Source organism: Micromonospora sp. CPCC 206060, from assembly GCF_036906895.1.
Taxonomy (GTDB): domain Bacteria; phylum Actinomycetota; class Actinomycetes; order Mycobacteriales; family Micromonosporaceae; genus Micromonospora.
In genome coordinates, this window is the sequence record NZ_JBAKHU010000042.1 from 40730 (window position 1) to 61074 (window position 20345).

General features: G+C 71.6%; 18 protein-coding genes. 12 read left to right on the forward strand and 6 right to left on the reverse strand.

The genetic code is table 11. From position 1 onward, the window contains the following. Positions 1 to 4: 4 nt before the first annotated feature. The 4 genes from V6U90_RS22870 to V6U90_RS22885 are packed head-to-tail and all read left to right on the forward strand — an operon-like array spanning position 5 to position 5472. Entirely contained in the window at positions 5 to 2572 is a 2568-nt protein-coding gene (locus V6U90_RS22870; RefSeq protein ID WP_334440214.1) for an amino acid--tRNA ligase-related protein, read from the forward strand. Then, positions 2563 to 3060, forward strand: coding sequence for a hypothetical protein (locus tag V6U90_RS22875; RefSeq protein ID WP_334440217.1), 498 nt, complete (start codon positions 2563 to 2565; stop codon positions 3058 to 3060). Before V6U90_RS22870 ends, V6U90_RS22875 begins: the two co-directional genes overlap by 10 nt. Before the next feature lie 51 nt (positions 3061 to 3111). Beyond that, positions 3112 to 4032 carry a hypothetical protein gene (locus V6U90_RS22880; protein ID WP_334440220.1) on the forward strand — a complete coding sequence of 307 codons (921 nt, stop codon included), beginning with the start codon at positions 3112 to 3114 and terminating at the stop codon, positions 4030 to 4032. Between the two features lie 21 nt (positions 4033 to 4053). After that, positions 4054 to 5472, forward strand: coding sequence for an FAD-binding oxidoreductase (locus V6U90_RS22885; protein ID WP_334440223.1), 1419 nt, complete (start codon positions 4054 to 4056; stop codon positions 5470 to 5472). 36 nt (positions 5473 to 5508) lie between these two features. Here the strand turns inward: V6U90_RS22885 and V6U90_RS22890 are convergent, their stop codons facing one another. Beyond that, the gene (locus V6U90_RS22890) at positions 5509 to 6219 is read right to left on the reverse strand and encodes a class I SAM-dependent methyltransferase (protein ID WP_334440226.1); all 711 of its coding nucleotides are present in this window, start codon (positions 6217 to 6219) and stop codon (positions 5509 to 5511) included. Positions 6220 to 6317: 98 nt separating this feature from the next. On the opposite strand from V6U90_RS22890, the gene V6U90_RS22895 reads away from it, so the two are divergent. From V6U90_RS22895 to V6U90_RS22925, 7 genes are all read left to right on the forward strand, one after another. Continuing rightward, complete coding sequence (locus V6U90_RS22895) at positions 6318 to 7190, forward strand: alpha/beta hydrolase (RefSeq protein WP_334440229.1); 873 nt, start codon at positions 6318 to 6320, stop codon at positions 7188 to 7190. Between the two features lie 14 nt (positions 7191 to 7204). Continuing rightward, positions 7205 to 8794: a peptide ABC transporter substrate-binding protein gene (locus tag V6U90_RS22900; RefSeq protein ID WP_334440231.1), complete on the forward strand. Its 1590-nt coding sequence runs from the start codon at positions 7205 to 7207 to the stop codon at positions 8792 to 8794. 45 nt (positions 8795 to 8839) lie between these two features. Beyond that, positions 8840 to 9016: a hypothetical protein gene (locus V6U90_RS22905; protein ID WP_208816037.1), complete on the forward strand. Its 177-nt coding sequence runs from the start codon at positions 8840 to 8842 to the stop codon at positions 9014 to 9016. A 52-nt stretch (positions 9017 to 9068) separates the two neighbouring features. Next, complete coding sequence (locus V6U90_RS22910) at positions 9069 to 10823, forward strand: carbamoyltransferase family protein (RefSeq protein ID WP_334440233.1); 1755 nt, start codon at positions 9069 to 9071, stop codon at positions 10821 to 10823. Then, positions 10804 to 11823, forward strand: a complete 1020-nt coding sequence (locus tag V6U90_RS22915) for a hypothetical protein (RefSeq protein WP_334440235.1) — start codon at positions 10804 to 10806, stop codon at positions 11821 to 11823. The genes V6U90_RS22910 and V6U90_RS22915 overlap by 20 nt, the downstream gene beginning before the upstream one ends. Continuing rightward, on the forward strand, positions 11811 to 11993 hold the full coding sequence (locus V6U90_RS22920; RefSeq protein WP_334440238.1) for a hypothetical protein: 183 nt from the start codon (positions 11811 to 11813) through the stop codon (positions 11991 to 11993). Before V6U90_RS22915 ends, V6U90_RS22920 begins: the two co-directional genes overlap by 13 nt. Positions 11994 to 12202: 209 nt before the next feature. Then, positions 12203 to 13561, forward strand: a complete 1359-nt coding sequence (locus tag V6U90_RS22925) for a helix-turn-helix domain-containing protein (RefSeq protein WP_334440241.1) — start codon at positions 12203 to 12205, stop codon at positions 13559 to 13561. A gap of 47 nt (positions 13562 to 13608) precedes the next feature. On the opposite strand, the gene V6U90_RS22930 is transcribed toward V6U90_RS22925, so the two are convergent. From V6U90_RS22930 to V6U90_RS22945, 4 genes are all read right to left on the reverse strand, one after another. Further along, positions 13609 to 13992, reverse strand: coding sequence for a hypothetical protein (locus tag V6U90_RS22930; protein WP_334440244.1), 384 nt, complete (start codon positions 13990 to 13992; stop codon positions 13609 to 13611). Positions 13993 to 14171: 179 nt separating this feature from the next. Beyond that, entirely contained in the window at positions 14172 to 15227 is a 1056-nt protein-coding gene (locus V6U90_RS22935) for an NAD-dependent epimerase/dehydratase family protein (RefSeq protein WP_334440246.1), read from the reverse strand. Then, positions 15224 to 17056 (reverse strand): asparagine synthase-related protein, encoded by a 1833-nt coding sequence (locus tag V6U90_RS22940; RefSeq protein ID WP_334440249.1) that lies wholly within the window; start codon positions 17054 to 17056, stop codon positions 15224 to 15226. The genes V6U90_RS22935 and V6U90_RS22940 overlap by 4 nt, the downstream gene beginning before the upstream one ends. Further along, the gene (locus tag V6U90_RS22945) at positions 17053 to 17916 is read right to left on the reverse strand and encodes a lasso peptide biosynthesis protein (RefSeq protein WP_334440252.1); all 864 of its coding nucleotides are present in this window, start codon (positions 17914 to 17916) and stop codon (positions 17053 to 17055) included. Before V6U90_RS22945 ends, V6U90_RS22940 begins: the two co-directional genes overlap by 4 nt. A 488-nt stretch (positions 17917 to 18404) precedes the next feature. Between V6U90_RS22945 and V6U90_RS22950 the strand changes: the two genes are divergently transcribed. After that, a complete protein-coding gene (locus V6U90_RS22950; protein ID WP_334440255.1) occupies positions 18405 to 19463 on the forward strand; it encodes an IS110 family transposase in 1059 nt (352 codons plus the stop codon). Between the two features lie 149 nt (positions 19464 to 19612). Here the strand turns inward: V6U90_RS22950 and V6U90_RS22955 are convergent, their stop codons facing one another. Next, complete coding sequence (locus V6U90_RS22955; protein WP_334440258.1) at positions 19613 to 19936, reverse strand: hypothetical protein; 324 nt, start codon at positions 19934 to 19936, stop codon at positions 19613 to 19615. Between the last annotated feature and the right edge of the window lie 409 nt (positions 19937 to 20345).

A 20345-nucleotide genomic window follows, 5' to 3' on the forward strand; every position in this document is an offset into this window, starting at 1 on the left:
CAGCGTGGATGCACGCTTCGCCGTGCAGCAGGTGCCCTACGAGCGCTGGCGGCAGGCGACCGCAGCGAACCTCGCGGCCGACCACCTCAACGGGTACGACCTGTGGACGATGGCGTTCATGGAGGGCAAGCCGGAGTGGGAGGAGACCCGGGACTTCCTGCTCGGGGCGTCCCGGGACGAGCTGTCCGACCTGGTGGAGAAGACGCGTGGGGAGAGTCTGGCGTTCCTGGTCATGATGATGACCGGGGCGTGTAACGCCGACTGTCCGATCTGTTTCACCGACCGGCGGCGTAAGCGCGGCGAGAGCACCGTCGAGCAGCGGGACCGGCTGCTGCGGGAGGCGGCGGCACTGGGTGCCGGGTACGTGTACGTGCCGGGTGAGGGTGAACCCACCATCGACCGGGGCTGGTGGCAGTTCCTGGACACCTGCCGCGACGCCGGGCTGGAGGCGATCGTCTTCACCAACGGGCTGATCTTCTCCGACGCGGCCACCAGCCGGAAGTACTGGGACTGCGAGCCGGAGGAGGCCGTGGAGCGGCTCGCCGGCTACCCGCTGTCGATGTACGTGAAGATGTGGAGCACGCAGCCGGACCTGGTCGGCACGATGATGGGCATCAACGCCGACAAGTACCGGTGGACCGACTACGACGGGGTGCGGGTGCCCTTCGGCATGGCGCAGCTGCTGGAGAAGTACCCCCGGGAGCGCCTCGGTATCGAGGTGGTCGTCGAGGGCCGCAACGCCGACGAGGTCGTCGACACGATCGTGCCGTTCGCCGAGCGGCACGACCTGTCCCGGATCGTGGAGATCATCCAGCACAACGGCCGGACGCTGGGTGACCCGACCTACGACCCGACGCCGGAGCAGGCGCAGCGGGCCACCCCGCTGCTCAGCCCGACCAGCTGCACCGTGGCGACCTGCAAGGCGGTGGTGACCTCCCGGGGCTACCTGTCGCCGCGGATCGCGATCCTGGAGAACCAGCTACCGAAGCCGGCCCGGCACATCGACGACGGCTCCCTGTGGGAGCTGCTGCACACCACCGACTACCTGGTGCAGCGCCGCTACGAGCAGGGCTGCCTGTGCGAGAGCGAGCCGGTGTCGCTGGCTGGGGCGAACACCCCGGCGCTGCTCGGCCCGAGCAGCGTGGTGCCGCCGCAGCTGGCCGACCTGATCAGCGCCACGCCGGTGGCCACCACCGGGTCGACGGACGGGTTCGAGGCGACCACCACGGTGGCGGAGCTGGCTGCCGGGGAGGTCGCGCACGGCCGGCCGGTGGCGGTGCTGGGTCGGGCGCTGCCGGTCGGGCCGGGCCTGATCCAGCTGGCCGACGCCACGGACACCGTGCAGGTCGCCGGGGTCGACGTGGCCGCGTACTCCTGGGTGGGCGTGCAGGGCACCTGGGACGCCCTGGTCGGGGTGGTGCGGGCCACCGACAGCACCGTGATCAAGCAGTCGGTACGACCGCCGATCAGCCGGATCGCCCCGGAGCTGACGATGGTGCGGGAGCCGGCGCTGCTGCAGGCGGTGCGGACCCGGTCGGCGCTGGTGTCGATGCTGCGGGAGTCCCTGTCCGGGCAGGGCTACCTGGAGGTGAGCACGCCGATGCTCACGGTCAACGGGGACATGGGGCACGTCAACCAGGCGCAGACCGAGCCGGTGCTGGGCCGGCGGTTCCACCTGCGTACCGATCCGGAGGAGTACCTCAAGCGGTACCTGACGGCCGGGTTGCCGGCGGTGTTCGAGGTGTCGACGAACGTACGCGCCGACGAGCCGGACGACACGCACCTGGTGGAGTTCCAGTCGGTGGAGTACTACCGGCGGCTGATGACCCTCGACGGGTCGATCGAGGTGGCCGACGGTCTGGTCCGGGCGGCGCTGTCCCGGTTCGCCACCGGACGGTTGCAGTGGAACGGGATGGAGCTGCACCCGCAGCGGCCGTTCGCCCGGATGCGGTACGCCGAGGTGGTCGCCTCGATCAGCGGGCTGGACCTGTCGGCGCCGGAGCACGCGACGGCGGCCGGGCTGGCCTCGGCGATCCAGGCGGCCGGGTACGACGTGCAGGTGCCCGAGGGGTTGACCGGTTGGCGGCGGGCGTGGCTGGAAGGGCTCTTCGACGGGCATGTGCTGCCGAAGCTCCGACAGCCGTTGTGGATCACGCACTTCCCGGCGGAGCTGGCGGTGCAGGCCCGGTTGGATCCGGCCGACCCGCGCTACGCGCTGCGCGCCGAGCTGTACCTGCCGGGCGGGCTGGAGCTGGCCAACGTCTACGACAACCTGGTCGACGGTGCCGAGCTGCGGACGCAGTACAACGCGCGGCGTAGTCACCGGGTGGCGGCGGGGATGTCGCACGTGGCGACGAACGAGGCGTTGATGACCAGTGCGGAGGCGGGTATGCCGCCGATGTCCGGTGGGGCGATCGGGATCGACCGGTTGCTGATGGTGGCGTTGGGGCACCGCAATGCGGGCCAGGGTCTGCTGTTCGCGCGGGAGGGCTTCGCGGAGCTGAAGGCCGGTTCGATGTGCGGTACCGACGACGGTGGGTGCGGTAGCTGCAGTACTGGGGGATGTCATTGAGCGTCACCGTCTATCTGGTCGACTCGCCTGAGGCGGTCGATGTCTGGCGGGCCGGTGCGGCGCATCCGGTCTTCGGTGGGCTGATCGATCTGGGTACCGCCGCGCCGCTGGTGGTGCCCGAATCGACAACCGTGCGGCGGGAGGTCACCGACTGCTGCGCGGAACTGGGTGCGGCGGTGGAACTGGTCGAGGTGACCGGTTTCCTGCCGCCGGCGCTGCGGGAGGAGTTGGAGACCGGCAGCGGCAAGGCCCCGGTGTTCGTGGTGGTGCTGCTGGCCGCCACGGATGCGCTGGTGGTCGCGTGCGGTCCGGACCTGCCGTCGATGGGGATGCTGCCGCCGTGCGATCCGGCGCTGCTGCGGGCGAGTCTGCTGACCGCGCTGGGTGACGCCCAGGACGTGAGCCTGTTCACCGAGCCGCACTTCGACGCCGACGCCGAGGAGGAACGCCGGCTCAGTGAGCGACTGCGGCAGTTGTACGGCGAGTGACCGGGTGGGGTCCGGTCGCGTGTGGTGTCCGATGGCGGGGAGGGGCCTCGGGTGAGGATCGACGAACTGGTGGGTCTGCGGATCGCGACCGTGGACGTCGGTGAGGCGCTGGACACGGACTGGTCGGTGTGGGGTGACCGCGCCGACCTGGTCCGGGTCGACCGGCCGGATCCGGCGCTGTGGGGGCGGCTCGTCGCGGCGGGTTTCGTGGTCAAACCGGACCGGGTGACCTGGCTGGCGGAGACCGGCGACGACGAGCGGGACTTCCTGTCCCGGATCTCCCGCAAGGAACGTGAGGGGGTGGCCAAGGCCCGCCGGGCGGTGCAGCGGGCCGGGTTGACGTGGCGGCAGGCGCCGCTGGACGAGGCCGGCTGGCGGGCGTTCCTGGACCTGTACGAGCCGGCGGTGGCGCGGATGCGCAACGGGCTGGCGGTGGCCGGGCGGCACTGGGAGGCCATCGTCCCGCAGCTGGCCGACTACTTCCTGCTGGGCGGCTACGACGACGCCGGTGCCCTGCGGGGGGCCGCGGTCGGGCAGTGGTGTCCGCAGGTGCCGGTGGCCCGGTTGCGGTTCTCCGCGGTCAGCGGGGAGCAGCGCGACGCCAGCCTGTCGCGGGTGCTGTACCTGGAGGCGGTGCGGGCCGCCCGGGAGGCCGGGTACGCGCAGGTGACGCTCGGCAACGACCCGAACCTGTACGGGCATCTGGTGATGCCCGGGTTGTTCGCCTTCAAGGCCCGGCTGGGCTTCGTCGCGGTGCCGTCGACCATGGTGGACCCGACCGACGGGTTCGACGTGGCCGATCTTCTGCTGTCGACGAAGGCGTTGTCCGATCCGGCCTTCCTGCTCGGCTACCCGGACACCGGCCGCAGCCGGGACCTGACCTTCGACTTCTTCAGCCGCACCGACGATCCCGACATCCGGCTGTACACCACCTGCCGGCCCGCGCCGGTACGGATGCACCGGATCGACTAGCACAGACACGAGGAGCATTCCATGGCCGCCATCGACTGGTCCGCCCTGCGCGGATCGCTTCAGGGGCACCTGCTGCTGGACAGCGATCCCGACTACGAGTGGACCCGCAAACCGTTCATCGCCCGGTTCGACGAGATCCTGCCGCAGGCGGTGGTGATGGCCGCCGACCCGCAGGACGTGGTGGAGGCGTTGTCCTTCGCCCGCCGGCACGGCATCGAGTTCGCGCTGCGCAGCGGCGGTCACTGCTTCGCCGGGTACTCCTCCAGCCGGGGCATGGTCATCAACGTCACGCCGATGGCGCAGGTCCAGGTGGACGGCTCCCGGGCGGTGGTGGGTGCCGGTGCCCGCATCGGCGCGTTGACCAACGAGCTGATCGAGCACGGCCTGGTCGTGCCGGGCGGGTCGTGCCCGTCGGTGGGTATCGGCGGTACGACGCTGGGCGGTGGGATCGGGGTGCTGGGCCGGCTGTACGGGCTGACCCTGGACCATGTGGCCGCCGCCGAGGTGGTGCTGGCCGACGGGCAGGTCGTCACGGCCGACGCCGAGCGGCACCCGGACCTGTTCTGGGCGCTGCGCGGCGCCGGGGCGGGCAACTTCGGGGTGGTGACCTCGCTGACGTTCGAGGCCCGGCCGGCGCCCCGGATGACGAACTTCTACGTGGTGTGGGACTTCCAGGATGCGGCCGAGCTGCTCAAGGCGTGGCAGCGGTGGTCGGTGGAGGTACCGGAGGAGATGACCGCCGGGCTCGGCTTCACCGCGATGGACGACATCAACGACCCGGCGGTGGCCGAGGTGTTCGGGGCCATGGTGGGTACCGAGTCCGACGCGATGAAACTGATCGGTGAGCTGGTGGAGCGGTGCGGCCGGGAGCCGGCCTCGGTGAACTGCCGGGAGATGGACTACCGGGAGACCGGCCTGTACCAGGCGGGTCTGCTCAGCGCGGTGAACAACCAGGTGATCGAGACCCCGCAGGGGCACATCGAGCGGCAGGGTTGCCGGTTCACCAAGGGCGAGTTCTTCGACGGGCCGATCCCGGACGAGGCGGTCGACCGGTTGGCGGAGATCTTCATCGCCGGGCGGACCGCCGGTGAGGTGCGCGGGCTGGAGCTGGCGCCGTGGGGCGGGGGCTACGCCCGCACCGACCGGCACGCCACCGCTTTCGTACACCGGGACACCTCGTTCAGCCTGAAGCACGCGGTGATGGTGGCGCCGGAGGCGTCGCAGGCGCAGAAGGAGGCCGCGTACCGGTGGGTGTCGCAGTCGTGGGGCGTGGTGCACCCGTGGGGCAGTAACCGGGTGTACCCGAACTTCCCGGACCCGGATCTCGCCGACTGGGGTACCGCGTACTACGGGGAGAACTTCGCCCGGCTGAAGCGGATCAAGTCGCAGTACGACCCGGAGAACGTGTTCCGGTTCGAGCAGTCCATTCCGCTCGGCTGAGTGCCGGGCCGGACGACGGGAGCACCGATGTCGACCTCAGGGCGCCGGGCGCCGGGCGAGCAGGTAGGCGCGTTCGGTGGGTACCTCGATGTCCGGCCAGGGGCGGCGGCGGACCTGTGCCTGCACGCCGAGGCCGACGTCGGCCAGGGCGGCGGCGACATCGTCCGGGTCGAACAGGTGCCCGTCGATGGACACCGGGCGGTCGAACCAGGTGTCCTGGTGCAGCGTGCCGGTGCCGACGTGGAACGACAGCAGCAGGGTGCCGCCGGGGCGCAGGACCCGGTGGAACTCGCGCAGCGCGGTGGGCAGGACCGGGCGGGGCAGGTGGATGACCGAGTACAGCGCCAACACCCCGGCGAAGCTGCCCGACGGGGCGTCGAGGTCGAGAATCGAGCCCTCGCGGATGTCGAGTCCGGGGTACCGGCGGCGGGCGGTGCGGACCATCTGCGGGGACAGGTCCACCCCGACCACGGGCAGTCCGAGATCGGCCAGGTAGCGGGTGGTGTGGGCGGGACCGCAGCCCAGGTCGGCCACCGGCGCCGGGTCGCCGCCGGCCCGGACCAGGGCGGCGAAGCCGTCGACGAGGGCGCGGTCGAAGGGCTTGCGGTCCAGTTCGTCGGCGAACTGGTCGGCGTACGGCTCGGCCACGGTGTCGTAGGTCGCGCGGACCGCCTCGGCCGGGAAGCGCTGCGTGGTCGGTCCACTCGCCGTGGTCGGGTCGGGGTCCGCCGGTCGGGTGTGCGTCACGCCACCATCCTCCCGCTATGCCAGAAAAGTACACATTAACACGTACGGATCTTGAGCGGTGGCTCCGGCCAGAGCCCGTCCACCCTGGAAAGGAACCCATGCGCGAGCACACTGTCGACACCGACGGCCGGCACCTGCGGGTCGTGGAGGACGGCGACCCGGCCGGCCGGGCGGTCCTGGTGCAGCACGGCACCCCGGGTGCCCCGCTGCTGTGGCCGGCCTGGGTGGCCGACGCCCGGTCCCGGGGCATCCGGCTGGTGGGCTTCGCCCGGCCCGGGTACGCCGGGTCGACCCGGCAGCCGGGACGGTCGGTGGTCGACACCGTCGGCGACTGCACGGCGGTGGCCGACGCCCTCGGCATCGACCGGTTCGCCACCTGGGGGGTGTCCGGGGGTGGGCCGCACGCGCTGGCCTGCGCGGCCGGGCTCGGTGACCGGGTGACGGCGGTGGCCGTACTCGGTGGCCTCGGCCCGGTCGACGCCCCGGACCTGGTGGCGACCGACGGGATGCGGGAGGACAACGTCGCCGAGCTGACCGCGGCCGGCCAGGGTGAGCAGGTACTGCGGCCGATGCTGGAGCCGACGGCGACCGCGATGGCCACCGTGGACCGGGCGGAGCTGATCGCCGGGCTCGACGACTTCCTCGACCCGTCCGACGCGCAGGTGGCCCGGGCCGGGTTCGGTGGCGCCCTGGTCGACGGGATCCGCGACGGTCTGCGCTCGGGGGTGGACGGCTGGGTCGACGACGATCTGGCGCTGGCCCGCCCGTGGGGGTTCGCGCTGTCCACGGTCGGGCAGCCGGTCGGGGTGTGGCACGGCCTACGCGACGCGATGGTGCCGGTGGAGCACGGCCGGTGGTTGGCCGACACCGTCAAGGCCGACCACGTGGCCCTGTCGGCCTCAGACGGTCACCTGGCGGTGCTGGCCCACCGTGTCCCCGATGTCCACGCCTGGCTGCTCGCCAGCTTCTGAACCACGGAGGAACGATGAGCGACGAGCGAGCGGCGTCGACCACGCCGGCCGGTACCGGACAGGTGCTGGTGGAGGGCTGGGCCGAGGACGTCGCCACCCTCAACCCGGTCCTGGTGCAGGACACGTTCAGCGCCCTGGTCTCGGGGTTGTGCTTCGAGGGCCTGCTGACCTCCGACGGTGCCGGGGAACTGCTGCCCGCGCTGGCCGAGTCGGTGCCAGTGGTGGACGGCGACGGCTGCACCTACCGGTTCACCCTGCGCGACGGGTTGCGCTGGTCCGACGGACACCCGTTGACCGCCGCCGACGTGGTGTTCACCTACGGGCTGATGACCGACCCGGCGTACGAGGAGCTGGGCTGCCCGCACCGGGGTGAGCTGACCCGGCACCTGGCGGAGGTGACCGCCCCCGACGCGCGCACGGTGGTGTTCCGGACCCGCACCGAACACGCGCCGTTCCTGGTGGCGCACGGCCAGCACGGGATCCTGCCGGTGCACGTACTCGGTGACCTGGACGCGGGGGCGCTGGCCTCGGCGGAGTTCAACGCGCTGCCCACGGTGGTCAACGGGGTGTTCACGGTCGCCGCCCGCACCCCGGGTGAGGAGATCCGCTTCGCCCGTAACCCGCACTACCACCGGGGGCCGAGCCGACTGGACGGGTTCGGGTACCGGATCTTCCCCAACGGGCTGGCCGTGGCCGAGGCGCTGCGGGCCGGCACGGTGGACGTCGGGCTGATCGACCCGTCGCGGCTGGCCGAGCTGGCCGAGGTGGCGCACCTGCGCACCGAGATCATCGACCTGCCGACCGGCAACTTCTACGCCTACCAGCTCGACCCGGACACCCCGGCGGGGCGGATCTTCGCCGACGTGCGGGTACGGCGGGCGCTGCTGCTCGGGCTGGACCGGGAGACCCTGGTCAAGGAGGCGTACCTGGGTCAGGCCAGCATCGCCGACTCGGTCGTCCCGCCGACGTCGTGGGCACACGACCCGCAGGTCGCCCCGACCTACCCGTACGACCCGCAGCGCGCGGCAGCGCTGCTGGACGAGGCGGGCTGGCGGATCGGGCCGGACGGGGTACGGGAACGCGACGGTGAGCCGCTGCGGATCGAGGTGGTCGCCGGCACCAACACGAAGGTGTGGGTGGACACCGCACACGCGCTGGCCGACGGTTGGCGGCGGCTGGGCGTGGACGTGGAGCTGACCCTGCTGGACTTCGCCGAGCTGATGGGCAAGGTGCTGCAACGGCGGGACTTCGGGGTGTTCATGCTGGCCTACACCTGGGGTCAGGAGCCGGACCAGTCGGAACTGTTCTCCTCGGCGGCCGACCTGAACTGCTTCGGTTTCGCCGAGGCCGAGGTGGACTCGCTGCTGGCGGCGGCGACCGCGACGCTGGACCGGGCCGAGCGGGTCCGGCTGTACCACCGTTACCAGGCGCTGATGGCCGAGCTGGTGCCGGCGCCGATGCTGTTCTTCCTCAAGGGTGTGTACGGCATCCACCGGCGGGTGCACGGCTACCGGGTGGCCACCTACAACCAGTTCGGGGCGCGGCCGTGGATGCACGAGGTGACGGTCGACGATCACGGACACACAATTGACCAGCGACAATAGAGTTCGGCATTCCGACCCGGCGGTGATCGACTTAGGATGGCGACCATGGTGCCTCTGCGGCGCGGACTGACGCTGGTGGCCTATGCGCTGCTGGTACCGGTCGGGCTGGCCGTGCGGCTGTTCGGCGACCCGCTCGGGGTACGCCGGCCGCCCCGGGACAGCAACTGGCGGCCGGTGCCGGACCAGCCGGCCGACCTGGACCGGGCCCGCCGGCTCGACTGATTCCGTATTCCGGCTCCGCTCCCCCTCCCCCGCCCCACCGGAGGCCCGAAAAATGATCATCCTTGGTGTCTCGGCCTTCTTCCACGACTCGGCCGCCGCGCTGCTCGTCGACGGCCAGCTCGTGGCGGCGGCGGAGGAGGAACGGTTCAGCCGGTACAAGCACGACAGCCGGTTCCCGGTCAACGCGGTGCGGTTCTGCCTGGAGTCCGCCGGGGTGCACCCGGGCGACGTGGACCACGTCGTGTTCTACGAGAAACCACGGATCAAGGCCGAACGGGCGATCACCACGATCCTCGCCGGGGCGCCGTCGACGTACGGGCCGTTCCGCCGGTTCCTGGCCCACGGCGGCCAGCGGCAGGCGGTCCGCGACCTGATCTGCGCCACCGTCGGGGTGCGACCGCACCAGGTGCTCTTCGTCGAGCACCACCTGTCGCACGCGGCGTCGTCGTTCTTCGCCTCCCCGTTCGAGTCGGCGGCGACGCTGACCATCGACGGGGTCGGCGAGTGGGCCACCACCAGTGTCGGTGCGGGGTACGCCGACTGGCACGGCGGCGGCACCAACCGGCTCCAGTTGCGGGAGACCCTGCACTTCCCACACTCGCTGGGCATGCTGTACTCGGCGTTCACCGAGTTCCTCGGCTTCCAGGTCAACGAGGGCGAGTACAAGGTGATGGGGCTGGCCGCGTACGGCAGCCCCCGCTACCGGGCCGAGATCGACCGGGTGGCCCGCTGCTACGACGACGGCAGCCTGTGGCTGGACATGCGCTACTTCCGCTACCACCGCTCGACCCGGCACGGGTTCCATCCCCGACTGGCCGACCTGCTCGGGGTGCCGCCCTGCCGACCGGGGGTGGAACTCGACCCGACCGCCGCCGGTTCGGCCGGTGAGCTGGCCCGCCGGTACGCCGACATCGCCGCCAGCCTCCAGCAGTTCACCGAGGACGCGGTGGTGGCGATGGCCCGCCGGGCGGTGGCGGTGACCGGGCAGCGCCGGCTGTGCCTGGCCGGCGGGGTGGCGCTCAACGGGGTGGCCAACTACCAGGTGCTGCGACGTGCCGGGGTGGAGGAGCTGTACATCCCACCGGCCCCCGGCGACTCCGGTGGGGCGCTCGGTGCCGCCCTGTACGCCCACCATGTGCTGCTCGGCCGGCCGCGTACCTGGGTGATGGAGCACGCCTACTGGGGTGCCCGATCCACGCCCGGTCAGGTGGTCGACACCCTGGAACGGGCCGGGATCGCGCACACCCGCCACGACGATCCGGCGGAACTGTCGCAGCTGGTGGCCGGCCTGCTCGCCGACGGGGCGGTGGTCGGCTGGTTCCAGGACCGGTTCGAGTGGGGCCCCCGGGCGCTGGGCAACCGCAGCATCCTGGCCGACCCGCGCGGGCCCGGCGTGAAGGATCTGATCAACAAGAAGGTGAAGTTCCGGGAGCCATTCCGCCCGTTCGCCCCGGCGATGCTGGCCGACCGGGCACCGGAGTACGTCGACGGTGGCGGCACCGAGCAGTGGCCGACCCGGTTCATGCTGATGGTGATGCCGCTGGCCGAGCAGTTCGGGGCCACCGCACCGGCGGTCAACCACTTCGGTACCGGCCGGGTGCAGACGGTCACCGCCACATCGAATCCGCTGTTCCACGCGGTGATCGACCGGTTCCAGGACCGCACCGGTCTGGGCTGCGTACTCAACACCTCGTTCAACCTGCGTGGTGAACCGATCGTGGCGACCCCGCAGGAGGCGCTGTCCACCTTCGACCGCAGTGAACTCGACGCACTGGTGATGGAGAACTGTGTCATTTCGAGATCTTGAGAAGTCGCACCGGGACCGCCGCTACCGCCTGGTCCCGCAGTTCGCGCAGTACGACGCGAACGAACTGTTCCTGCGGCCGTACGTGACGTTCCTCAGCCGGCCGGGGATCGACAACCCGGTGTTCCACACCGACGCGGTCGGCTTCCGGCTGTCGGACTCCCCCGCCGGGACGGTCGACACCGCCCGCTGGCAGGAACTCGGCGGCGGTGGGCTGGTGCTGGGCGGATCGTTCGTGTTCGGGGTCGGCGCCAGCAGCGACGCGACGACCCTGCCGTCGCAGCTGGCCCACCTGTCCGGGATGCCGCAGCTCAACCTGGGCATCTACGCGGGCAACTCGTTGCAGGAGTTGATCGCGGCGGTACCGTTCCTGGCGCAGGCGTCCACCGTGGTGGTGGCCTCCGGCATCAACAACGTGTTCGCCTCGTTGCAGTCGCTGGGCTACAACGAGCTGTACGGGCCGCTGTTCTTCGAGGGGGCGCTGGCCACCCTCGGGCGGACGCCGATCGTCGACCTGACCGCCGCGGTCGACGGGGCCGGGCCGGCCGGGGTGGACGACCGGGCCGCGCACGCCGCCGGGCAGGTGCTGCCCAGCGCGGTCGACCACGACGACCTGGCCGCCCGGATGGCCGCCGCCCGGGACCGCCAGCTCCGCGACCTGCGCATCCTGGCCAACGCGGTACGCGACGACGCGCGGGTGCTGTTCTGCCTCCAGCCCTTCGCCGATCCGGTGCTGCGGGAGCCGACCGAACCGGAACGGGAGCTGCTGAGCCTGCACCAGGAGCGGCAGGGGCCGTGGCTGACCGCCCGCAACCACGTCGCCGCCAACTGGGACGGGTACGCCGGGCAGTTGGCCGAGGGGTGCAAACACCTCGGGGTGGACTTCCTCGAACTACCGGCCCGCCAGTTCACCGGCTGGTCGTTCTACGACCGGGTGCACATGACCGACCACGGCTACCGCCAGGTCGCCGAGACCATCTGGGAGAAGCTGTGCGCACACTGATCCGGGTCGTCACCGGTGCGGTGCTGGCCCTGTCGCGGCGGAGCCGGCGGGACAGCGACGACACCGCGCCGCCGCCAGCCCCGGCGGGTGGGGTCGTCGACGGTGCCGGTACCCCGTCGACCCCGCCGCCACCGCCGGAGGAGCGGGAGAACACGTACCCGCTGTGGTGATCAGGCAGGGCACGCGAGTGCCACGGCTGCCGAGCGCTCAGGGGCCGCCGCCTGGAGGGGCACTGAGATCGCCGAACATTCGGTACCGTGACCGGGCGGGTACGGGGACCCATTGGCGGTAACCCCTTCGGGTGGACCGAGGGGGTTGAGAGCCGCTGCCGATCAGTACTGCTGCCGGAACTCCGGCCCGCCGCTTCGGGGGAGGCAGGATGTTCGGCCAGCTGGTGAGTTCTCATCGACGACGACTGGGCTTCACCCAGGAGGAGCTGGCCGCGCGGGCTGGCGTCGGCGTACGGAGCATTCGCGACATCGAACGGCGTCGCATCGTCCGGCCGCGACAGGGCACCGTACGGTCGCTCGCCGACGCATTCGGGCTGTCGGGTGCCGCCCGTGAACGCTTCTGCGAGTCCGCCATGGCCCTGGTCGGCGCCGACGGCAGTCAGCCCGGGGCACGGACACTCATGCCGCCTGGGGCGGGTACACCCGCAGCCAGCGGTCTCGCACCAACCGGTGCCGCGCCGGCCACGCTACCGATGGACATCCCCGCGTTCGTCGGCCGCGATCGGGAGCTGGAACGCCTCGATCAGCTACTGGCGACCAGCAGACGCCAACCCGTCAAGGTTCTCATCTCGGCAGTGTGGGGCATGGCCGGCGTGGGCAAGACCGCACTGGTCGTGCACTGGGCCCACCGGGTCGCCGCTGATTTCCCGGACGGGCGGTTGTATCTCAACCTGCGCGGTTTCGACCCAGGCGGATCGATGGCGGCGTCGACCGCAGGGATCCGTACTCTCCTCGACGCGTTGGGAGTGTCCGCAGACCGGATCCCGACGACGGTGGAGGCACAGGTGGGCCTCTACCGCAGCATGCTCTCCGGCCGCCGGGTGCTCGTGGTACTGGACAACGCAGCCCACGCGGAGCAGGTGCGACCGCTACTACCGGCATCGGCCGGCTGTGTCGCGGTCGTGACCAGCCGCAACGAGCTCGCCAGCCTCGTCGCCGCGGAAGGCGCCCATCCGATCACGCTCGACGTGCCCTCCACGGGGGATGCGCGACACCTGCTGGCCCGTCGCCTCGGCCAGGAACGGGTTGCCGGGGAGCCACGCGCGGTCGGCCAGATCATCGATCGGTGCGCCCGGCTGCCGCTGGCGCTGGCGGTCGTCGCCGCCCGGGCGGCCACTCGCCCCGACCTCCCGCTCCACGTGCTGGCCGGCCAGCTCGCCAATGGGGCAGGAGCCCTCGACGTGTGTTCCGACATGGATCCCGCCGTCGACGTACGGACGGCATTCTCCCGGTCCTACCGCATGCTGGACGTCGACACCGCGCGGTTGTTCCGACTGCTGGGTCGGCACGCCGGGCCGGACATCACGGTGTCGGCGGCGGCCCGCCTCGTCGGCGCACCGCTGGAACGCGCACGCCGGTGGCTGGCCGAGTTGACGAGGTCGCATCTGCTCGTGGAGCACGCCTCCGGCCGGTACACGTTCCACGACCTGATGCGCGTGTACGCTGCGGAACTCGCCAACGCTGTTGACCGTACGGGTGAAGGCGCTGGGCCTGCTGGTGCGGTGTAGACACGCACCAGCAGGCCCAGGCCGAGCAGAAGGCGACCTCTACCCGATCACCCGTGACGGAGGTAGCCGCCGGCGCCGGTCGAGCCGTAGGTGTCGAAGACGGAGCACCGGACGTAGTACGTGCCGTAGAGCCCCGAGATCGTCGTGGAGTTCGAGGTCCCCGGTGCCCCTGCGGTGACGCTGCCGACCTGCACTCCGTTGGCCGCGTCGAACATCCGGCACGTGGTGTCCTGGAGCCAACCTGCCAGGGCCTGCACCTGCATCTTGTGGGTGGACGTGGCGGACAGGTTACCGGTCCAGCACGTGGTCAGATAGTCGCCCTGCGGAATCTTGCAGCCGGTTGACGCTGCGGACGCAGGCGTGGCCGTCAATGCGGTGACGGCCATCATCGCGGCACCGCCCACGGCAATCCGGCGTAGCGTGTTGCGCATCTGTTTCTCCATTCCCCGTTTGACTTCCTGCCAAGAATGACCGTCGTCCGGCCATGGATCCAGGTAGTTGACCGGCGGTTGACCGGCGGCTCAGCGGCGGTTCCGCCCGAGCCCACCTGCGCACCACCGGGTCGAATCTCGGGCCGGAATCTCGCTCGGTCGCGGTCTGGCAGGGGCGGTCAGTCCACGGCGGTGAGATCGGCGGTGGCCGTACCCAGGTTGGCCTGCCGCCAGGCGGCCAGCACGGCGGCCTCCCGTTCGGCGGTGAACCACGGCTTGTGCTGGCCGGCCTCCCTGGCCAGGCCCGCCTCGTCGAGGCTGCCCAGCCACCGCCAGGTGTCCGCGACCGTGTCGTGCACGTCCCGGCAGCGCAGCCCGGTGCCGGCGACCCGGGACACCCCCACCTGGTAGGTGGCGGCCAGCCGGTCGGTGGCCGGCAACCAGATCGGTAGCTCGCTCCAGGCCCGCACCCCCTGGTCGAGCAGAAAATCCTCGGGTACCCACACCAGCTCTGCGGTGCTGCCGGTCACCGTCCGGCAGGCGTCGAGCAGCCCGGCCATGGTGGTGTGGCCCGGTTCGGAGAGTACGTTGTACGGCCCGTGCAGTCCCCGCAGTCCGGCGGTGAGCAGCCAGTCGGCCAGGTCCCGGCAGTCGATGTACTGCAGGGATGCGCTGGCGGGGCCGGGGGCGAGCACGGTGCCGCCGCGGGCGATGCGCAGCAGCCACCAGGGCAGCCGGCCGACGTACTCGTAGGGGCCGAGGATCACCCCGGTACGGGCCAGCAGCGCCCGGTCGCCGAACGCCTCCCGGACCGCCTGTTCACCCCCGGTCTTGGCCATGGCGTACGCGTCGAACGGGTCGTCGCCGGTCGGCGGCCGGTACGTCACCCGGGGAGCGTCCTCGTCGAAGCCCGGCTCTGCTGGCCAGCGGTAAACCGACAGGCTCGACACGTACAGGTAGCGGTCCACCGTGTCGGCCAGCAGGGCGGTGCTGGCCTGTACCGCCGCCGGGTCGTCACGCCAGGTGTCGACGACCAGGTCGAACCGGCGGCCGGCGAGCTGCCGCAGGTCGTCGGGGTCGGTACGGTCGCCGTACAGGCCCTCCACGCCGGCCGGTGGCTTCCCGCTGTGACCACGGCTGAAGGTGGTCACCGCCCAGCCGCGCCGCTGGGCCTCCTCGGCCACCGCCCGGCCCACGAAGGCCGTGCCGCCGAGCACGAGCAACCGTACCGTCATCGGGTCTCCTCCCCCTCGGCCACCGCGAGCGGGGACCATCCGGTGGCCGGCGTGGCCGGCGCCTGCCAGGCCCGGCACCACAGCTCCACCGCGAGCAGGCTGTACAGCGGCCAGTTCGGACCCCGGACGAGGCCACGGGCGGTGGCCCGCAGGTCGTCCAGGGCACGGGTCGGGTCGATCAGGCCCTGCGCGGCGCACCGCCCGTCGGTGATCAGCTCCCGGGCCACCGCCACGTTGTGCCGCAGGGCCCGCTGGTACATGCCCGCGTAGGAGCCCTTGATCGGCGCGTCGGCGGCCTCGGCGGGCAGCCGGCCGCGCATGGCCCGGCGCAACGGCAGCCGGTCCCCGGTGTGGTCGAGCAACCGGCGCACGGGAGCCCGCAGGGCGATCTCCACCAGCGGTTGGGACAGCAGCGGGTAGATGCTGGGCCGGTGCGGGTTGCGGTGCTGCCGGTCGACCGCGTCGCCCCAGTAGGTGATGCCGAGGATCTGGTTGGCCCGGGCCGCCGGCAGGGTGGTGGCGTCGGGCGGCAGGTCCACCGGGGTCTTGGCGTCCAGGTGGAGCCAGGCGGGTTGCGGAAAGTCGAAGTCGGCGCCGGTGAGGGCCGGTTCGTGGTGCTGCCGGCGGCGCAGTTCCCGGCGGGCGCCGGTCAGCATCGACGGCAGCGACTCCAGTCCGTGGCGGCTCTCCCGCCACGCCTGCGCCAGGGCGGGCAGCAGGTTGCGCCCCCGGACGTGGTCGGCGAGGTAGCCGGGGGCGTTCTTCATCAGGAACACCTGGTCGCCGCCGCCGCCGCTGAGCGCCTCGGTCTCCTGGCCGGCCTGCCCGGCGAGGAACTCGTTGAGCCGCGCCTCGGTGAACTGTAACTGGGGTGCGTCGGCGCGGGGCAGCGGCCCGTGCGGCGGGGTGAGCGGCAGCAGGGTGTCAGCCTCGATCACGTCCAGGCCGGTGCCGAGCCGGTCGGCGACCAGCGCGGCGAGGGGCTGCTCATCGACCGACGGTCCGGTGCCGAAGCGGACGAACCGTGGGGTGAACCCCTGTGGTGAGTCGCGGTCGGGGCGGGCGGCCCAGCACACCGCCGAGGAGTCCAGGCCGCCGGAAAGGTCGAGCGTGGCCCGGGGTGCGTCGGCGATCCATGCCTGGGTGCAGGCCCGCAGGGTGTACCGCAGTTCCTCGTCCGACGGCAGGCCACCGTCTGCGGTGACGGCCACCCGCGCGGCGCTCCACAACGGACGCAGGCCCTGCTGCGCTCCCCGTCGGGTCAGGATCGTGCCCGGGGGCAGCTGGGACACGCCCTGGAAGGCGGTACGGGTGGTCGGGCAGGGCCCCTGGGTGAGGAACGAGCCGAGCCGGTCGAAGTCCACGCCGGGAAGGTCCCCGAGCAGGTCGGTGAGCAGTTCCATCCGGGTGGCGAAGACCAGCCCGCCGGAGTGGCGGGCGTGGAAGCAGGGCAGCAGGCCGATCGGGTCGCGGGCCAGCAGCAGCGTGCCGTCTGGGCGTACGGCGGCGGCCACGTACCGGCCCCAGGTGCGCCGGCCGATGGCGCCGTCAGCATCGAGCCAGTCCAGCGGTACCGGCGCGGTGCGCCGCTGGGACAGCCGTCCGCCGACTCCGAACAGCCGGCCGAGCACCAGACCACGGGTGGTGGGACCGTCACGTACCGGCAGGGGCGCATCATCGCCGGGCAGCGGAGACCGGCGGGACACCGCCGCGACCGCCCAGCCGTCGCCGCTGACGACGCCCGGGCCGTCGGTACCGGCGAGGTCGCGTAGGCGCCGGGCCGGCTGCCGGTCGGGGTGCAGGTCGACGTACCCGGCAAGGTCGGTCACGGGCACCCCATCATCGGTACGGCGGGCGGGCCGAGCACCACGACGGGAGCGAGCACCTCCCGCAGTTCCTGCGCGTCGTCGAGGACCCGGCCGTCACACTCGACGTAGGCGCGGGTGTGGAAGGGAAACTTCTGCACGCCGATGACGAACACCGCCGGCAGGCCGGCCTGCCAGGCGTGCCGGGCGAGAGCGGCGGCCGGTGCCATCGGGTGGAGTGCCTGCGGCAGCAGCCGCCGTACCGTGAGCTGCGCCTGCACCAGGCGGTACGGGTCAGCGAACGGTCGGCGTCGGGATGGCGCGGTCGCCAGGTCGCGGCGCAGCCGCACGGTCAGCCCGAGCAGTCCACCGGAGCGGGCCTGCCGGTCGCATTCGCGCAGGTGCCGGGTGGCGGTCGCCAGCAGGGCAGGTCCGGGCGGGACGACGTGCGCCGCTTCGGTGAGCCCGGCGCGGGGTCGCGGGGTGTAGGTGGCGACCCCGCCGGGCCGGGTTGCGGTGGCGGGTACGACGACAGGTCCGTTGCCGGAGACCAGCAGGCCCCGCTCGGCAAGGCTGTCCAGTACCGCCCGGTCCTGCGGGTCGGCCGGCGGTGGTGCCGTCGAGGTGAGCGCGGCGGTGGCCACCGTCGAGGCGTACGGGCCGAGGGCGACGAACCGGTCGGTGTTCAGGTCGAGGGCGACCAGTTCACCGTCGCAGTCGGCCCAGTGCACCCCGGGCGCGGGGCGGACGGGCTGGTCGGGGTGCAGCTCACCCCCGGGCGGCAGGGGACGCAGCCCGGTCGGGGGTGGGCCGGCGGGGCATTCCACCAGGCGGAGCGGGTCGTCGAGGTCGAGCTGTTCGGGCCAGGAGGAACCGCTGTTCACACCATCTCCGCTCACGTCGACCTGTGCTCGACCCGGGTGATCCGACCATCAACCGGTGCTTCGCGAATGTCGATATTCATAACACTCGGTACGACGCACGGCAAGATCCGTACCACCTGCCGTGACTGTGCGCTCGCCAGAGCGGAGGTGCACATCCCCGCTTTCGCCTGGAACCGGCTATCCGGGAAGAGCGCCGCTGGGAATCGGCGTATCGGACCGCCAGACCAACCAGGCCAGACTGTGAGGCTGGCGGGGTCGGCTCGTACGTGATGGGCTGATGGCTGGCGGCGGCGGACGTGACCCTAGCTCAGACTGATTTCGTGTCTTCGCGCCGACTTGTCCGTCTGCTGCTGCCAGCGCCGGCCCGGTGGGAGACGTTTGGCCTGATCAGGAGCTTGACCGCCAGTTAGCGGCTGGCGTGTCTCATCACAGTCCTGCCATCTCCGCACCGGACCGGACCTGCGCGTCCCGACGTGAGGAGAGAACGCATGTCCATGCTGGCAGATCTGGTCGAGGTCGTCATCGGCGTCGACACCCACAAAGACACCCACACCGCCGCGCTGCTGGACACCCGAACCGGCGGGGTCCTGGCCCGGGCCACGGTGAGCGCCGATCCGGACGGCTACGCCGAGTTGGTGGCTCTGGCCGGGCAGCATTCGGGGTTGCGGGCGTGGGCCCTCGAAGGCTCCGGCGGCTACGGCGCCGGCCTGGCCCGGCACCTGGCCGACGCCGATGAGCTGGTCATCGAGCTGGACCGGCCGGTGCGCCCGGCCCGCCGGGGCGGAGCCAAGTCCGACGCGATCGACGCCGAACGCGCCGCCCGCGACGCTCTGGCCCGCACCCGGCTGGCCCAGCCCAAGACCGGCCCCCAACGGGCCGCACTACAGGCACGGCTGACCGCCCGACGCGCCGCGGTGGAGGCCAGCGCCACCGCTCAGCGGCAGCTGCACGCCTTGGTGATCACCTCACCCGAGGTGGTGCGGGCCCGGTTCCGCGGCCAGAGCACCCGAGCCATGCTCACCACCGCCACCCGACTGCGCCCCACCACCAACGCCGACGTGGAGGTGTTCAACTGCCTGACCGTGTTACGGGACCTCGCTCGACGCGTCCGCTTCCTCGAAGCCGAGGCCGCCGAACACGAGAAAGCGATCCGCGTGATCGTCCGGTCCTGGCGCCCGGACCTGCTGCAGCTGACCGGCGTCGGACCGATCGTCGCCGCCACCGTCCTCACCGCCTGGTCCCACCCCGGCCGCTGCCGCAACGACGCCGCGTTCGCCATGCTCGCCGGCGCCGCCCCCATCCCGGCTTCCTCCGGCAAGACCGTCCGCTACCGCCTCAACCGCTCAGGAGACCGCCAGCTCAACCGCGCCCTGCACACCATCGTCCTGACCCGCCTACAACGCGACGAACGCACCCGCGCCTACGCCGACCGCCGCCGCGCCCAAGGCAAAACCGACCGAGAGATCAAACGCTGCCTCAAACGCTACATCGCCCGAGACATCTACCGACGCCTCGAAACCCCACCCCAGCCACTTGACGCGACATAGGAGCGTCGGAGCAGGTACGCCTCCGGGACGACGAGGATTGGACTCAACAACACCGCGGTCTGCCAGTCAGGGCCGACAACCAAGACTGCAAGCACCACCGCGAGACTACCCAGAGCGATCACCGTATCGACGAGGAAGACCAGCCCCAGTCAGGACGCCGGCCCCGTGTCCATCGTGCCGCACGCCAGACGCACCGCGAACAGAAGAGCGACCACGACCGCGCACACAGGCAGGGCCCACTGGAACTGGATCACCGGCCTATGCCATCCGGTCATCCTGGAGGCATCCCAGACCAGGTAGTCCAGTAAGCCGAAGGACGGTCCGACGAAGCCGAATGTCAGGACCCAGGTAACCGGTCGAGAGACGACGGTGACGGCCGCACCGACAACGAGATGGCGGGCCACGGCCCGGGGCTGCCGTCGCACCTCGTCCTGACACGCTGCGCTTTGATCCTCATCACCGAATGGCGCCACGGAACTCAACGTAGGTCATCAGCACTGCCCCGATGCCCCCGGTCCGGGTGGGTGTCATCACCGGGTAATAGCACCGCTTCCCCACCGGTCATTGGTCCAGGGCAACCAGGGTCGCTGCGAGGAAGGCGCTCCGGCGCGCGACCAGCCGCCGGAGATACGGACGCAGGACCAGCTTGGCCGACCACGGCGCCCACGGCGCCCATCGGGGCGGTGAAATCGATGATGTCGCGCATGACGGTGGCAGCGGCATTGTGCGCGTTCGGCGCGCTCCAGCCCATGGACCAGGTGTATGTGCCGTGGCTGCCGATGTCCACCAACCGGGGTCGCTGCCCTTGCCGACCGCAGTTGTCAAGGGTCAGGACGAAGTCCTGTCCGATGGCCTTGAGTTCTCCTCGTGGGCGGACAGCAG

Excerpts from the sequence above, each read along its gene's own strand:
- V6U90_RS22885 (WP_334440223.1), top strand. The coding sequence starts at position 4,054 with ATGGCCGCCATCGACTGGTCCGCCCTGCGCGGATCGCTTCAGGGGCAC.
- V6U90_RS22900 (WP_334440231.1), top strand. The coding sequence starts at position 7,205 with ATGAGCGACGAGCGAGCGGCGTCGACCACGCCGGCCGGTACCGGACAG.
- V6U90_RS22925 (WP_334440241.1), top strand. The coding sequence starts at position 12,203 with ATGTTCGGCCAGCTGGTGAGTTCTCATCGACGACGACTGGGCTTCACC.
- V6U90_RS22905 (WP_208816037.1), top strand. The coding sequence starts at position 8,840 with ATGGTGCCTCTGCGGCGCGGACTGACGCTGGTGGCCTATGCGCTGCTG.
- V6U90_RS22950 (WP_334440255.1), top strand. The coding sequence starts at position 18,405 with ATGTCCATGCTGGCAGATCTGGTCGAGGTCGTCATCGGCGTCGACACC.
- V6U90_RS22895 (WP_334440229.1), top strand. The coding sequence starts at position 6,318 with ATGCGCGAGCACACTGTCGACACCGACGGCCGGCACCTGCGGGTCGTG.
- V6U90_RS22875 (WP_334440217.1), top strand. The coding sequence starts at position 2,563 with ATGTCATTGAGCGTCACCGTCTATCTGGTCGACTCGCCTGAGGCGGTC.
- V6U90_RS22910 (WP_334440233.1), top strand. The coding sequence starts at position 9,069 with ATGATCATCCTTGGTGTCTCGGCCTTCTTCCACGACTCGGCCGCCGCG.
- V6U90_RS22930 (WP_334440244.1), bottom strand. The coding sequence starts at position 13,992 with ATGCGCAACACGCTACGCCGGATTGCCGTGGGCGGTGCCGCGATGATG.
- V6U90_RS22935 (WP_334440246.1), bottom strand. The coding sequence starts at position 15,227 with ATGACGGTACGGTTGCTCGTGCTCGGCGGCACGGCCTTCGTGGGCCGG.